General features: G+C 55.3%; 8 protein-coding genes. 6 read left to right on the top strand and 2 right to left on the bottom strand.

What is annotated here, in order from left to right; translation table 11 throughout:
- The 5 genes from PGX04_RS03390 to PGX04_RS03370 form a co-directional block, all read left to right on the top strand.
- A partial coding sequence (locus tag PGX04_RS03390) for a helicase HerA domain-containing protein (RefSeq protein ID WP_273737223.1) occupies positions 1-2,113 on the top strand: 2,113 nt, incomplete at its 5' end.
- Complete coding sequence (locus PGX04_RS03385; RefSeq protein ID WP_273737222.1) at positions 2,100-6,668, top strand: PH domain-containing protein; 4,569 nt, start codon at positions 2,100-2,102, stop codon at positions 6,666-6,668. The genes PGX04_RS03390 and PGX04_RS03385, both read left to right, overlap by 14 nt.
- Positions 6,665-7,591: a bifunctional DNA primase/polymerase gene (locus tag PGX04_RS03380; protein WP_273737221.1), complete on the top strand. Its 927-nt coding sequence runs from the start codon at positions 6,665-6,667 to the stop codon at positions 7,589-7,591. Before PGX04_RS03385 ends, PGX04_RS03380 begins: the two co-directional genes overlap by 4 nt.
- A complete protein-coding gene (locus PGX04_RS03375; protein ID WP_273737220.1) occupies positions 7,584-9,131 on the top strand; it encodes a primase-associated protein in 1,548 nt (515 codons plus the stop codon). Before PGX04_RS03380 ends, PGX04_RS03375 begins: the two co-directional genes overlap by 8 nt.
- A 1,226-nt stretch (positions 9,132-10,357) precedes the next feature.
- Positions 10,358-10,903: a hypothetical protein gene (locus PGX04_RS03370; protein ID WP_273737219.1), complete on the top strand. Its 546-nt coding sequence runs from the start codon at positions 10,358-10,360 to the stop codon at positions 10,901-10,903.
- An 803-nt stretch (positions 10,904-11,706) separates the two neighbouring features.
- Here the strand turns inward: PGX04_RS03370 and PGX04_RS03365 are convergent.
- Positions 11,707-14,172 carry an AAA family ATPase gene (locus tag PGX04_RS03365; RefSeq protein WP_273737218.1) on the bottom strand — a complete coding sequence of 822 codons (2,466 nt, stop codon included), beginning with the start codon at positions 14,170-14,172 and terminating at the stop codon, positions 11,707-11,709.
- Entirely contained in the window at positions 14,162-14,350 is a 189-nt protein-coding gene (locus tag PGX04_RS03360) for a hypothetical protein (protein ID WP_273737217.1), read from the bottom strand. The genes PGX04_RS03365 and PGX04_RS03360 overlap by 11 nt, the downstream gene beginning before the upstream one ends.
- A gap of 243 nt (positions 14,351-14,593) precedes the next feature.
- Here PGX04_RS03360 and PGX04_RS03355 point away from each other — a divergent pair, with 243 nt between their 5' ends.
- Positions 14,594-14,917, top strand: coding sequence for a hypothetical protein (locus tag PGX04_RS03355; RefSeq protein WP_273737216.1), 324 nt, complete (start codon positions 14,594-14,596; stop codon positions 14,915-14,917).
- Positions 14,918-15,414: the final 497 nt, after the last annotated feature.

Below are 15,414 nucleotides of genomic sequence, written 5' to 3'. Positions count from 1 at the left end.
CCAGGAGTTGATCTGGGATATCATCCTCGGGGAGACGAAACTGTTCGACTTCGCGATCTACATCGAGGTGGTCGCCGACACCGAACAGGAACTCAACGAAGCAACCGAACGCGTCGTCGATTCGCTCAGTACCGCGAACGCGGAAGCAGTCCCCCTCGAGAAGCGCCAGGTCGAATCACAGGACGCACTCGGCCCGCTCGGTGACGATCCGATCAAGTCGACCCAGTTGATGCAGGAAACCGCCATCGGCACGATGTTTCCGTTCATCGAGCCGGTGATCACCGATCCCGAGGGAATCTTCTATGGGTTTGACGCAACGAACACGCCTGTTATCCTCGACAGATACGAGCTCTCCTCGTACTCGAAAGCGATTGCGGGCACAATGGGCTCCGGAAAGACGTTTGCTGAGAAACACGAGATGTACCATCGGTTGATGATGGATCCCGAAATCGAGATGTTGGTTCTCGATCCGCTTGCAGACTTCGTCGACTTCGCGAACGATCTTGGTGGGCAAGTGATCCGCTTCGGCGGCGACAACACAGTCAATCCGCTTGAGATCCAGCGCGGTATCGACGACACTGTGGACGATCCGTTTAAGAAGAAATTGCGCTCGGTGATGGAGCTGTTTCGCATCCATTTCTCGGCGGTGGCCGAGCAGTCGTTGAGCAAGGAGCAGGAGGGGATCCTGCGGCGAGCGGTCCGACTCGCCTACCTCCAGTACGGCATCACAGAAGAGACGGCGACCCACGAGAACACGAGCCCGACGATCAAGGACCTCCTTGATATCCTCTCAGAAATCGCAGACGGTGGCCTACCATCGGACTTCCTGGAACTGCACGAGGATGCGAACGACGAGCGGGTCTGGCCCGAGATTGACCAGCTCGAGACGCGGTTTCGGGATGGCGACGAGCAGTACGCTTACCAATTGTTGCTTGGTCTCGAGGCGTTCCAGAAAGGCGGCGAGAACGACAATCTGACCGGCCGGACGAACGTTGAACTCGACAATCGTCTGGTCGTCATTGACATGTCGATGTTCTCTGACACGGGGCAGGCACCACTGTTCATGCACGTGATGTTCGACTGGATCTACCAGCGAGCGGCCAGCGATCACGACCGCCGGACCCAGGTGACGATCGACGAGGCGCACTACCTGTTGCGGCGGGCAGCGACGACAGACATGATCGATCTGTTCATCCGGCACAGTCGCCACTTCAACACAGCAATCACACTCATCTCCCAGACTGTCGATGAGTTCGTCGCCCAATCGGACGACCAGACCAAGGAGGCCGCCGAGAAAGCGCGCAACGTGTACAATCTTTGTGATATCAGGCAAATCTTCCACCACGAGTCGGTCAGCAACGAGATGATCGACTTCCACGACCTCACCCCCTCGGAGCAAACGTTCCTGACGACGGCCCAGACTGGCGAAGACGGGGGCTACTCGGAGTTTCTGCTCGAAGTCAATGAGTGGTCGAAACCACTCGCACTCCACGTGAACGACTACGAAGTCAGCGTCCTCGACGATGACCTCGATCCGTGGGAGTATCTCGCCGAGAACCGGTATATCGACGCCGACGACGCCGGATTCCTTGCTGCAGAGAGCCGACTCGATGAGTACGAGATTCCGGAGTCGGTGCTCGAGGAGGTGGATCTGGATGAGATCGACAAGGAGCCTGAGCTCGAGACCGATGAGGCGGTCGTCGAGCACGCCGATCGGGAGCGAGCCGATGTGGAGACCGAATATCACGAAAGAGACGTTAGTGAGACTGTTGAGGCCAGTCAAGGAGCGACAGCAGCTGCAGATGAGGGAGCGGAGGAACCGCATGAGAAGGGAGCGGAGGATTCGCGTGCTGAAGCGGCAGAAGATCGAGGTGACGATCTCTCCACGATCACTGGAGTCGGCGAGACGTACGCAGGATATCTCGCCGACGCAGGTGTCGAGACGGTTGGCGAGCTCGCTGTGGCAGATATTAAGTCTCTTTCAGAGGAGACGTCGATCCCGCTCACGCTGCTTGATGAGTGGGCTGATGCTGCCAGCACGATGTGTGAACCGGAGACCGCGAGTGGTGACGCTTCTTCGAGCACGGAGGTGACAACCGATGCAGACGACTGAGAAAACCGAGAGTACCCCCAACAGCGACGCTGAGTCGCTCGAGTGGATCGTTGCAGAGGACGAGCAAGTGAAGCAGGTCTCCGACCTGGACGTGCAGTGGACCGGCACACCACTGTTTCGAGGCGGATTTCGGACGTATTTGGTCGCACTCGGCTTCGTGGCGGTCGCGCTCGCTCTTGCGACCGAAAGCATCGCCGGGGTTACAACAGGACCGTCGCTCGTCGGACTCGAGCCCTACACGCTCGAGACAGCACTCATCACTGCCGAGATTCCACTCTGGTGGCTGAGTGCTGTCCCCATTCTGATTGGCCTGGTAGGCGTCGCGATCGGTGTGCGTCCGATTGTTCGGGCGCTTCGCACGACGTACGTCCTCACGTCGGAGAAACTCTACGTCCGCACGCGGGGAATTCGTGGCGATGGATTCACGAAACTCCCGCTCGACCGTGTCGTCGACACTACTTTTCAGCAGTCCCCCATCGGCCAGCTGTTGTCGTATGGCACCGTCACGTTCAGTACGTTCGACCACACGTCGCCCGAAATCCAGTGCTGGGCGATCGAGGACCCAACAGAGCTTCACGAGACCGTTCTCGAACTCGAAGCCTCCGCTGCCTCGCCACTTGAGCGTAAACAAGAGTACATCCGAGTCGTTCCATCGACGGGCGAACGAGCGCCACGGGAAGTCATCAACCAGATCCGTCCCTTGCACGACGTCCGACGAGGTGGACTGTCGTGGTGGCAACAGCTCAACCCGCTTTCGGATCCCGATCCGCTCACGTTCGAGTTTGTAATCTACAGCGACGGGACGGACTCTCCGATCGAATTCTACTACACCTGCGAGCAACACCTGTCCACGCTCTACGATCGGCTCAACTCGGCCTACCCCGACTCCGTGGAAATCGAACGTGTGACTGTTGACTTTGCGGAGAAGCTCATCACTCCACAGCAGTACTCCTACGACGAGTTCGAGACCGCTCTCGAGAACGGGACACTCCAGTGTACACTGGCTGAAGTCGAGGCGCTCGTTCGTGTCCAGGGTTCCAACCCGACCGTTGCTGACGGAGGAGCAACGGCCATGGGTGAGCGGATCACTACAGAGGACACTGCCGACGAGAGCACCAGTACGGAGGAGTCCGATTCCAATCTCCCACTCGGCACGCAACTCCCGAGTGTTGACCTTGATGCACTCCGTGCGAAAGAGAACGCAGAAAACCGCGATCCAGGGTCGCTCACGTTCTCCCTCGAGACGCCAGTCGATACCGGTGAGGGAGTACTCGCTCGGCCACATCCGGATGAAGTTGAACCGTATGGGTTGCGGTGGACCGGCAGTGGAGATCCAATGGCGGCGATCAAGAAGTTCGATGGGCAGATGGGTGAGGACGATCGGTCGAAGGCGAGCTCACACGCGCCGCTGACCGTGCTGATCGATCATTTTGCAAGCACGGATCACCCGATCGTCTTCCAGGCCGCGTTCGAAGGCGAGCCCGATCTGACGAAAGAGGGTGAATACCACATCGACGAAATCGAACAGGGACGCGAGACGCTGTGGGGTGAAGCCGCCATAGCCCTTGAAGAGCTTCTACGCGGTCCAAAGAATAGTGAGTCGTCCTCATCGCGGTCAGAGTCACTCAGTGAATCTCGATCTGAGCGCATCGACGAGATCAAAAACGAAGACTGGGGACATACGTTCACGACCAACCTGCGGGCGGTGACTGTCCCTACGAACTTGTCTCTGAGCGATACATCCGAAATCGAACACGACCTCCGGAACCTGAGTACCGTGTTCGATCCGCTTGCTGGTGACTACTATAAACTCGAGAGCGAAACCCTCCACGAGAAAGGAGTACTTGAGCGCAGTCGGCGCAAGCGCTCACGACGCTGTTTCAATCGGTTTCTCGAGGGTGAGGTCGTCGCTGGTGGGCGGGTGAGCCGCTCCGAACCCGACCTCCATCTCGATCCCGCCGAACTCTGCAACATGGTCATCGTCCCCAGTACCGAGCATCTCACCGACGAGGCGGTCAAAGAGACCCATGCGAATCCCGAAAGCCGCACGACCCTTCCTGGGTTGGACACCGCCCAACGCCGTCAGTATACCACGGGGATGGTCCTCGGTCAGGACGCCAACAGTGCTGTCGAGGGCCCGCTTCGGTTACCACCAAACCGTCAGTCGCGCCACTGGTTGCTCTGTGGCGCGACTGGGAGCGGGAAAAGCCAAGTTACGTATCACATGTTGCGCTCGCTCGCCGAGACGACACCAGGGCCGAACGTCCTCTTCGACCCGAAAGGTGACAACATGTGTAAGAACTACCTGATGGCCCACTACAAGAGATTCGGGAATCTCGACGACGTGTACTACTTCCGGGAGCCAGGAACACTGCCAGCCATCTCGTTCTTCGATATTCGATCAGCGCTCGAGGGGAACGATCGGGAGACGGCAGTCAAGGAGAAAGTCGATCACTTCCATGAGCTGATGCGGATGATCATGGGAGCGGAGAAGTACGAGCAGGCGTTCGTGGCGAACGAAATTCTGACGTTCCTGATCCAAGCGTTGTTCGATCCGAAACACGGTGACGACGTCTTCGGGTTGGATGATCTTGTCGAGGCCGCGACGCGAATGCACCATCATCAGGAGCTGCCGGAGGTTTCGGAGATCAATGCCGACATCCACGATTCACTCGCCGCGCAGTTTGCCAAGGACGAAAACCAGTTCGACACGACGATGGGAGCGGTGATGAACCGGCTGAACAAACTGAAAGAGGATCGCCACCTTCACTGGATGCTTCGACACAAACCCGGTCGCGAAGCCGAATCCACCGGAGACGATCTCTACGGCTTCCACCAGCAGGAGACCCACTTCGACTTCAGTGAGTTCCTCGATGAAGATGTCACGATTCTGTTCGACCTCGGCGATCTCACGCTCGACGCCCAGCGTGGGTTCACCACAGTCATGCTGAGTGATCTGTGGCACTCGATCCAACGACGGCGGCGGACGAACCCTGAGAACGTGGTCAACGTCATCATGGAAGAGGCTGCACCGTTCGTCGCGACTGAACTGGTCGCCGATCAACTGCTCCCCCAGGGACGATCGTCGGGACTGAGTCTCGGGTTCATCATGCAGTACCCCGAGCAGGTCAAGAAGTACCACAATGGGACCGGTGCATACGAGGAACTGCTGACGGAGGTGCATACGAAACTGATTGGTGATATCTCGATGAAGGATCGGTTCGCGAAGACGTTCACGCACGACGAGTTGTCTGTGGAGGATGTCCGGAACCGGAACAACCGGATGGCAGCGGGCGAGTGGTTCACGAAACTCGTCTCCCCTGGATTCGGTGAGGATCGGCCAGCGCCGTTGACCTTGCACTCGCCCCCGATCATAAGCGGGCACCCAGAAAGCGACGAGCCGTTGACGGCGGCCGAACAGCAACAGTTCGACGAAGAGCTTCTGCCGGAAGTACTCGAGCGGACTGAGGAGGAGTACGGGTTGTACGTACCGTCCCACGAGGACGCGATGGAGTGGTCGAATTGGAGCGACACAGATCGGCGGGCTGGCGCGTCGCCGGCGTTGGATGAGGACGAGAGTGAAAAGATGGTAGAGTTCGACGAAAAGAGTGAGGACGCAGACGGCCAGCAGCCGCTCGAGAAGACTAGCCTTGACGATGGGGCCGACGATCAGCACGATGATCGAGACGATCGCGATCTCACAGCTGACACAGACGTAAGCGAGATCGGTCACGACAGCAGTGACGCGGAGACCACCGATGATGATCCGGTTGGCGTTGCAAATGGAGCCGCCTTCTTCGATCCGGCCACGGACGAAGAGGAGTGCCCAGTCTCGGACGATGAACTCCGGCGGCGGGGGCTCTCGCAAGACGATGCGATCTTCCTCAAACGCGTCCTCGACGCGATGAACCGTGACCGTCCGGGGTATACGCTCTTGGAGGGAATGGGTGAGTTGCAAGAGGACCTTGACGGACTTGATACGCAGGTTCTCCTTGAACAGGGGCTCCTCGAGAAGGAGACGGTGAACCGTCACACATACTATACGGTTCTTCCAGCTGGACGAGAGCTCTTAGACGAGACACTGACTGCTGAGGAAGGCGTCGGTGATCTCGGTGAAAAGACACCGCACAAAGTCGGGGTAGAACTCCTCTGGGACTGGCTCACCGAGTTCGAGGTAGTTGAACAGGTCTACCGATATTATCAGCACACTCCTGAAACGATTTTCGATGTCGCGGCAGTCGATGCTGATGACGAACTCGTATGGGTTGGAGAGGTTGAGATGGCCTCAAACAACGCAGAGGCAGTGGTGAGTGATTATGACAAGATGGCTGCTGTCGACGCGGATGCAGTGTGGGTGTTTCCGTCCCGTGATGATGGTCGAGGAACTGTGAAGATGCTTGCCGATGCAGGACGGCTTCCCGGCACCGTGAGTGGGCGGGATGGGCGCTCACTTGCACAGATCCAGGAGCGAGTCGAGTCGTTTGAATCTGATGGGATGACAACGGTTCAAACTCTTCGAAAACTGGACGAAAAGGTGACAGGAGGCTCCTCATGAGTTGGCGACAGGCAACTCGCGACGAGGTCTATGCGTTCTACACCGAGGAGTTCCCCAAGTACGTAGACCAGTTGCCGCCGTTCATCACACCAACGGCACCGAAAGAGTTCGGAATCAGCTTCCGCGAACGCCATCCCATCCGCAAAGCGGAGCGCCCCGATCGCGACTTCATTCGACGGCCGACGTGGCGTACCGATTCTGGTGGCGAGCCGATTGCACAGAACTTCAGCGATTTCGAGGAACTCGTCTCGTTCATCCAATCTCCCGCACGGTACGACCCGTTCCAGGGAAGTGAGTACGCGTTGGCTGATCCCGATTTGCTCGAGAAGAGTGATCCGATTTCGGATGGCGTCTACTACGGGTTAGACAACTGGGACCGACCGTGGGTTCTTGCGGTTGATATCGATGCGAAAGACATCGCGACAGCACGCGCTGAACGCGAACTTGATGAGACTGACCTCGTGATCCAATCAACAGATACGAGTCGTGACGATGCGTTGCTCGCCGAGTCCGAGATTCGTGACGCCGATCCAACGGGGTATCCCTACTCATTCGAGGACATCAACCGTGCAATCGAGTACGGCTTCAAAACGCGCGATATCTTCATGGATGTGTTTGTTGCCGAGGAGACGATGGTCGTCTATTCCGGTCAAGGCGTCCACGTCTACCTTCTCGACGACGATCTTGAATACGGGTACGATGAGAAAAGCCGAGAAGTGCTGAACGACCTCTTGCTCGAGCGCTTCGAGATTCCGATCGATCCCGTTGTGACCGCTGACCGGAGTCGTCTCCTTCGAGTGCCCTACTCGTTGCACGCAGACGTCTGCCGTGTCGTCCAGCCGATCGAGAGCCCAGCGTTCGATCCGCAAACGGAAGCCCGACCACAGTTCCTTGAAACCGAGAGTGAACTCACACATGATTGACCCACGAGAGACTGACCGAGACGCCTACCTCGCTGCAGCGATCCCAACCAACTACACCGATAACGAGATCGTTCGACTGTTCACCCGCGGGTACGACCGCTATGTCGTCGAGAATACGCCAGACCGAGAGACGCTGCTTTCGGATATCGAACGGTTCGGGACTGCTGTGTTCAAGAGCTCCCAGCGTAACCGCCCGCTCGAGTACCCGTTCGTCGACGAGCCCGCCACGCTCGTTTTGCTGGCTACTCTCAGTACAGTTTGCGTGAGCGAACAACCTCGCTTCGAAGACACGCCGTCTCGGCAGAATCAAGTCCTTCATAACATCCGCAAGCTGTTCGCGACCAATCTCCTCGCACTTGTGCATGAGTACGACGATCCGACTCTGTATCAGGATATTGCTGAGGTCCTCTACGCGAAAGGCCCCAGTCAGGATGGTCCCCACCCGGGTCGCGTTTGTACGGGCGTCAAACCGGTGCCCGAATTCGACGAGGAGGAGACTGCCGAAAATGAGTCCGGTCTCTACGTAGAAATCCCAATGGCGGCTGCCTCTCGAAAGTGTCTCGCGCGAGCATCCACCGAAGCGGCAAGTAGCGATGAGACGGGCGAGATTCGAACGCAGGTCAAGAACAACCATCTCTACGTTCCGCTCGACCACCTCCATGACACCTATCGATCGTACGCAAAGCGGTGTTTTGGCCGGTTACAGGCAGTCCAAGACCAGGAACTCGGTGAACCACAACGCAAGTGGCTTCGAGAGCATGAGACGGCGATCACCGAGCGGACTGACTACGCCCTCGAGATCGGTCAGTACGAGAAGGTGTGGAAAAATTGGGACCGGGGCGAGCAGATCGTCCGACTGCTCCAAAATGCGGTGCGAGCGTCACCCCAGACTCAGATCGGCGAGTTTCATACTGCTCAGGAGTTGTCCGACGCGCTCGAGGCATACGACCCAGAGAACGAGGGTGAGAAAGCTCAGTTGGGGCAACTGTCCAACCACCGTAGCGTCGCCAAAACGCTTGTTAATTCTGAGTCGCACCGGGCGGTGACGATCGATCGGAGTGATCGCGTCAACACGTATCGGATTGGCCACTCGGGTGGTGGATCACGCCCACTCGAGATTACGGAACTCGAAGACCTGTTTGAACTGCCTTGTCTGGCAGCACTTGACGAGCGGCTCCAAGAGGAGAAACCAGTTCGAAAAGACCTCTTCAACCTTGTTCGGATGGTAATGTGGCTTCCGCAGTACCGCGAGAAACCCATTGACGCGATCACTGATGAACTCAAAGATCTGTTCAGCCGGTGGCCATGGTTTGATCCAGAGATCTCTGCCTACCAGATCAAGTACGAAGCCCGACGGGGCGATCGTGGCATTGGCCCCGAAGGGGACACGCCCCTGCCGATGAATTGTAATAATGACGATATGCAACGGTACTGTATCGGCAAAGAGCAGTGTCCCTACTCAATCTATGGCAGCCTCCCATTCCCCGACGACATGTACGACCAACTCGAGCAGACTGACGACTTTTTCTCACACTCTTAGAGCAAACATTTTTTGAAGAAAAACCCCCATCTACATGGGTATTATTCCACCATCATATGACGGATTTAAAATCAGGATTCTGTGCCACTGCCCCGACATATATGGGTAACATGATATATATTAATTCTAATCACATATAAGATGGACACATCCCGTCGCGCACGATCTGAGGGCTGAAACTGCTGAAAACCCTAATTGACGGGTTTTACGTACGGAACTCTTCTCCAAAATTGACTGTCTGATTATTACTTTCATTAAACATAACACACCGATCATCCCAATATCGGCGGTTTCACCCTTCCGTCGCGCACGTTCTTGATTTCAGCTCCGAAACCCGAACTCGTCGCGCACACAATAACGACCTTAGATATGCGCGACGGGGTTTTAAATAGACGTAAGGCCGTAAGACCGGCCGTGAATGACGATTTTTCGTCCAAAGGAATGGGGGTTTGTGCAGAAACAGAGGTGTGTGCGACGGGTAGTGAGACATGGAGAGTTCAGAGGGCAAGGGAAGGTGTATCCATCAGAAACTTGAGGTACGGTCTGGAGGAGTGTGCGGACTCGAGAATGGAGGGATTGAGTTGAGTGTGGGGACGGGTGGAGTGTGAGGCAGTACAAGGAGGTGGTCGGAAGGGGAATGAGAGAGGAGTGAGAAGCATTTTTAGAACACGATCAGTGGGAGAGTGGAGAGCGGTAGAGAGGTGGGAGGGGACGGGGTGTGAGACGAGGTAATAGATGTGAGAGAAAGTTGAGAAGAAAGCCGAATGTGAGGGACCAATAGAGAAAGAAGAGGGGTGGGAGAAGTAGAGAGAGGATGGTGCTCGAGGCGAGAGGGAGAAAAGAGAGGGAGGTCTGGAGAATGGAGTGAAGGACGGAGAACAGGGTAGAGTGTGGTCGGAGTGGAGAGGGGTGGGGTAGAGGACTGGATCAAGGGACTGGAGATGAAGCTGAGGAGGGGTGAGAGTGGGAGGAACGTATAGGTTAGGAGCCAGGCCGTGACGGGAGTTTGGAAGAGCACTCGAGGATAAGGATAGAGCGGACCTGGAAGGGGTGGTGACGGAGGGTGGGTTGCTCTCCTCGAGAGGAGGAATGTGGCCGTGGGCGAGGACGTCGACGGTGAGGTGGTACTCGAGGAGGGTGGTGAGTGAAGAGCAGCTAGGAGGACGTCAGGCTAGGCGATCGCGATGGCAGTGTTGTTCGCCCACCTGAGAGGGGTGAGTCGGGATATGAGCTGGACAGATCAACACCAGACGGAAGAGGCAGAGGACGACGACCAGATCCTGAGCGAGGAATTCGACGACTGGGTTCGAGAAGGAGCAGCGCCAGGCGAGGAAGACGAATCGGAGGCAGACCAAGCTGATACCACAGTGGACGAAGCCGAGAGTTCAGCCGAGGATAGTGAGGGTGAACCGGCCAGGGCAGCATCGATGAGATCGGGTACTGTCTCGAGGCAGGGATCGGACGAGCCGCTGATGATGAACCAGTGCCCGCGGTGTGATGGTCGGAAATTCGTCTCGAAGAAGCTCGTGTATGAGGAGTTCCACTATAACGAGGAGGGCACGCTCGAGGGGCACCAGAACAACGTCCGGGCAGAGTTCGAGTACACGTGTCTCAAGTGTCAGGAACGGTTCCATGAATTACCGAGGAGTGCGCGATCGTACTATACGGAAGTGGCGGTGCTACGGCAGGATCTGCGGCGAGCGATCCGAGTACAGCTGCGAGCATGGGGCAGTTCGATGAAGTCCTGGATCCGGAAGCCGTACAGAAGGTAGGGGATCGGTGCGATTTGAGGAGGAATGGATGAGAGTGGTGAGTGAGGTAGGTGAGTCTGGAGGGAGGGACGACGGGCGGACCGCCTCGAACAGCACCGCCCTCCCACGATCACCCGCCTTCCTCCAGGTTCCGGGCTGCTCGCTCGCTCTCTTCGAGTTCGCTGTGCTGCCGGGCTTTCCCCCAGTGCAGGGTGTCAGAGGTTCTTCTCAAAGATTGGTTTCACTCCATACTCCAGTGAATCAGCTGGTATGTAGGTGGGCTTATTGATCGCTGGTGCTTCCATCAGCTATCGGTGATGTTGACAGAGCCGTGTTAAACATACAGCGCGTGTCGGCCACAATTGACGGTGAAATCGTTCAGCATAAAGGGAGAAATGGTACTGACAATCACTAAGTGCATTGACTGTACGTAATGCATTGACTGTACGTAACACTCGTCGGGGTCAACGCAACTGGTACGCGAACCGTTCTATGACACCCTTCAGTGTAGTATACCTCCCGATCGGTTCCTCCGTAAGTTCGAAAGAAGATTGAGTAAACGGTTCTTCTTCACCGTTTAGTGGAGGTGTTTCAGTCATCACAAGAGGACTATTTTTCCTTCACTTACTAATAACCATTTCCGCTTTTCCCGATAGACTGAATTTGACGAAGAGTCAACTGTATTAACGGCTCTGTGGTGGTCTCTCTGCGCTTCCATTGGTCTCCATCCTTCGTTTGGATTTCCAAGAGAAATATACCTCCAGTGTTTATAAAAAGTATTTGTATTGTCACATATAAAATTGGAATTTTCTATTAAGGCCTAACTACGTTGAATCTCTATTTTCTTCTAAAGTCCAATGTGCTTTGCCTCCACAAGAACACTTGAGTGCGACTTCTTTGTGACCTTCCTCGACTACGGATAGGCAGGAGTTACAGTTGCTGCACCAGAACAGATCGTAGAGTTCTTTGAATGCATCTACGGCAGGTTGGAGTTCTGCGATGGTGAAGGTCGCCCACTCGTCTGCGTTGAAGTGTACGTTCGGATTGACTGCCCCCATCTCATCGTGGAACCCTGTGTAGACATCACTTCGCTTATCGTCAAGTCCGTTAATATCCGAGATATCGTTTCCCCATGAGTTTCCTGCCCGTTTCGATTGTTTGAGAAGCTCTTTAAACCGAGACATGGCGGGATCGGAGAAGTCGCCTAATGTCCAACGTGAATCCGATTTAAACCTTACACGCGCACCCAGTTGATGGCAGGTTTCGCGGAGGAACCACTCTGCTGTATGCCTGAGACGAGAAGCAGCGGCCTGGACGTCACCCTCGTCCATGAGTTCTTCAATACGGTCCCATTCATCGCCAGATCGGCCGATTATCTGTGGTCCATCATCGAGAGACCAACTGGAGAACTTGATTGTGCTACTCCGGGAAAGCACGCCGACGGTTTTCAGGTGACGGTACCAGAGTTCGTCGTGGGTGGTCATCAAGATCTGGAAGTCTGAAGAGATTTCTTTCTCCAGCAGGTTTGCGAGAGGCCGTCTATGTTCCGCGTCTACAGACATAACGACGTCATCAAGCATTATGAGAGGAAGATTTCCGCCTTCCAAGTAATCGCAGAGGGCCAAATAGAGGCAGAGGCCCATGCTGTCTTGGTGGCCTTCGCTGTGGAGTGCGTGAGGCGGATGTTTTCCCCTTCCGTGGAAACCGACTTGGATGTCGAGCCCGGTTTCAGTCGGACTTATTTCAGGTGAGAACTCTTCCTCTTCTCCATGTATCGTCTTGTAGTATTCTTCAAACTGCTCTGAGATAGCCTCGTAAGTCTCATTTAGGACGCTGTCACGCGCATTGATGAACTCTTTCTGTACTTCGGTCATCTGATCGGCTGTCTCCCGGTACTCTTCCGACACGGTCTCCAGCCGCACTATATCTTGGTAGTTTTCGTAGGCAGAATTTAGTACGTCCCATACATTCTGAAGTGCATCGAGATCAGGAAGGTCCTCGGCACGACTCTTCAGTTCGGAAACGTACTCAATAGTACTTTCAGGCCTCAGTACTTGTTCCCGTTCTTCTCTTGTAGACTCCTCATAAGGTAACTCATCGACGATACTGCCTTCCAATTGGTTCTCATATTCTTCTAGATCCGCAAGGAAGTCTTCGAGATCGTCTGTACCGAAGTTATCATGCGGTCCTAAGACGTTGCTGAGGGAATTTACTGCGGTCCGGATTTCCGTGAGTAGAGGGAGGAGCTTCTGTCGAATGTTATCAAGCTCCTCCAGTTTCTTGTTGGCTTTGGCTGCTTTTTCTTCTCTTTCTTCCAGAAGTTCTTCGAGTTCTTCTGCATCCCAATTCGTTAAGCAGAGCGGACAACAGTCCGCATCCTCGTCAAGGAACTGTCTGCCATCCCGGATTAACTCTAAAACATCCAAATCACGTAGCGCCTCCTCGTCAGACCTTATTACCTCAGCTTTCTTCCTTAGATCATCCTCCAGTTCTATGAACTCTTCGGCATCGTTTTCGAACCATTCGTATATTTTAGCTAGGAGTTCCTTGGTTTGCTTCGACTGGATAGGGCTGGCACTTGCCCGTTCGGTGGGTGACTCCAACTCGTTCCGAAATGCAGTATCCGGATGAAGCTCATCTAAAGGCTCACCGTCCAGTTCTTCTCTTAGTTCGTTGACCTTCTGCTGTACTTCCTCTAACGACTTCGCCTCCTCCTCAAAGAGGGTGAAAAGGCGTTGTCGGTTGCTGTTGTATTCCCTCTCTTTCCGGTCGGCCTCAGTATCCAGTTGGTCCGCGGCACCTTGGAGCTCTAAACGCTTTTCCTTGATACTGGTTAGTTTAAGGAGTGTACGGAGTTGCTCTGAACGGGATTGTTTCCGCGCTACAATAAAGTTGAGAATCTCACTTCGGGACAACAGATGCTGTCCTCTCTTTGCAGAATCGATAAGCAATTCAAGTGAATCTGGGACTTCGCCATCATACTCCAGCGAGTTGTCCTCGACTGTACGCTTTAGTGTGATCTGCTCGGTCTCATCCGCAAACGTGATTTCCACCCAGGAATCTTCAGGCTCGCTGTCAACGTGAGGCCCGTGATCCTCGATTGAGAGATCGCTTGTGCCCTCGCCGGTCATTCTTTGTACGGTTCCGGTTAAGAGGAAGTCGATGGCATCCATTACGGAGCTTTTCCCAGAGCCGTTCGGCCCAACTAACCCAATATTCTTACCTTCCGGCCGTTTCTCGAGTTCAGTGATTCCTCGGAAGTTGTTGATCTTGAGTTCCTCAATCTTCATCTTCACTCACCGCCTCCAGAACTTGTTTCGCGACTTGGTCCCGACCTCCGAAATCATCTTCCTCAGAAGCCCCAGAAATAACAGCTGACACTTGTTCCGAGATTTCATCGGACGACTCCAGATTGTCTAAAAATTTGTCTACGATACTCTCCTCAAGCGACCCCGACTCGTCCGACATATATACCACCCTTCTACCGGGATAACATAAAGCTATTCCAATAAGTCCACTAATTAACTAATATAGGTGGCTGAACCCACAAGACCCTGCCCAAGCACACTATCAGTTTTCCGCGCCGAGCTATCAGGGGACCCGAAGAACACAGGGAAAACAGGTCTGGTAACCACTCAACAGCTAATTCCACACCATTCTACGAATTTCAGAACTATCAGTTATTTATTAGTATAATGAGACAGGTCACGTATGCTAAGTTTCGATCCGAAGACCAAATACAATTTCATCTCCAGCGAGTTCCGGATAACGGAATTCAGCGACTACTCAGAAGAGTTTGTAGCTCGACCACCATACCAGAGAAAGAACGTTTGGTCACCGCAAAAGCAGAATATTCGCCTCGACGGTAGCCCGAGTGTTGGACAGTGGACGATTCTGATAGAGGAGGCGGCGTGGACGATCGACGGGATCGATGTCGGTAGTGAACGGGGCACTCGAGAAGGCAGTACACGCGGGATGGTAGTACATTGGTACGTTGGGAGAGAGACGAAGACGATGTTGCGGGAGTGGGGATAGACGTGTGAATTGCTCGGATTGCGTAGGGCAGAGTGGGGTTAGCGTGGAGGTGACGCTCGAGGAGGGGAGGACGAAGAGGAACGTAGAATGAGGGGAAGATCGTGACGGAGGGGTGGTTGTGAGGGAGACGACGTCGTTGAGGAGAGAGGAGTACACTACCGCCGAAAGCCCTCGGCTGCTCGGCATCCCGCGCCTCGCTGCGCGCCTCACTCCCTCGCTACGCTCGGTCGTTGCGGTGCTTGCCGAGCGAGAGCCGTGGCTCTCGCTGGCCTCCGCTCGCTCCGCTCGCGGAGACGTCGGCGGGGGACGACCGAGTCGACCTCGCCCTTTCGAAGCCCGCCAGGCTGAGCTGAAGGTGGAGATGCTGTAGTTGTCCCTCGACTGGTGTGTGGTTACGGCACGCCCCGCTCGCCTTCCCTCCCTCTGCATCACTCGCGACCGACCATTCCGGGCTGCTCGCTCCCGGTGGTCGCTGTGCTGCCGGGCTCTGGTTTCGA

The sequence above is a fragment of the Natrinema soli genome, assembly GCF_028618695.1.
The sequence above is the reverse complement of the archived record's forward strand: the minus strand, read 5'-3'. Positions and strand labels throughout refer to the sequence as shown.

Excerpts from the sequence above, each read along its gene's own strand:
- PGX04_RS03385 (WP_273737222.1), top strand. The coding sequence starts at position 2,100 with ATGCAGACGACTGAGAAAACCGAGAGTACCCCCAACAGCGACGCTGAG.
- PGX04_RS03365 (WP_273737218.1), bottom strand. The coding sequence starts at position 14,172 with ATGAAGATTGAGGAACTCAAGATCAACAACTTCCGAGGAATCACTGAA.
- PGX04_RS03370 (WP_273737219.1), top strand. The coding sequence starts at position 10,358 with ATGAGCTGGACAGATCAACACCAGACGGAAGAGGCAGAGGACGACGAC.
- PGX04_RS03380 (WP_273737221.1), top strand. The coding sequence starts at position 6,665 with ATGAGTTGGCGACAGGCAACTCGCGACGAGGTCTATGCGTTCTACACC.
- PGX04_RS03375 (WP_273737220.1), top strand. The coding sequence starts at position 7,584 with ATGATTGACCCACGAGAGACTGACCGAGACGCCTACCTCGCTGCAGCG.
- PGX04_RS03355 (WP_273737216.1), top strand. The coding sequence starts at position 14,594 with ATGCTAAGTTTCGATCCGAAGACCAAATACAATTTCATCTCCAGCGAG.
- PGX04_RS03360 (WP_273737217.1), bottom strand. The coding sequence starts at position 14,350 with ATGTCGGACGAGTCGGGGTCGCTTGAGGAGAGTATCGTAGACAAATTT.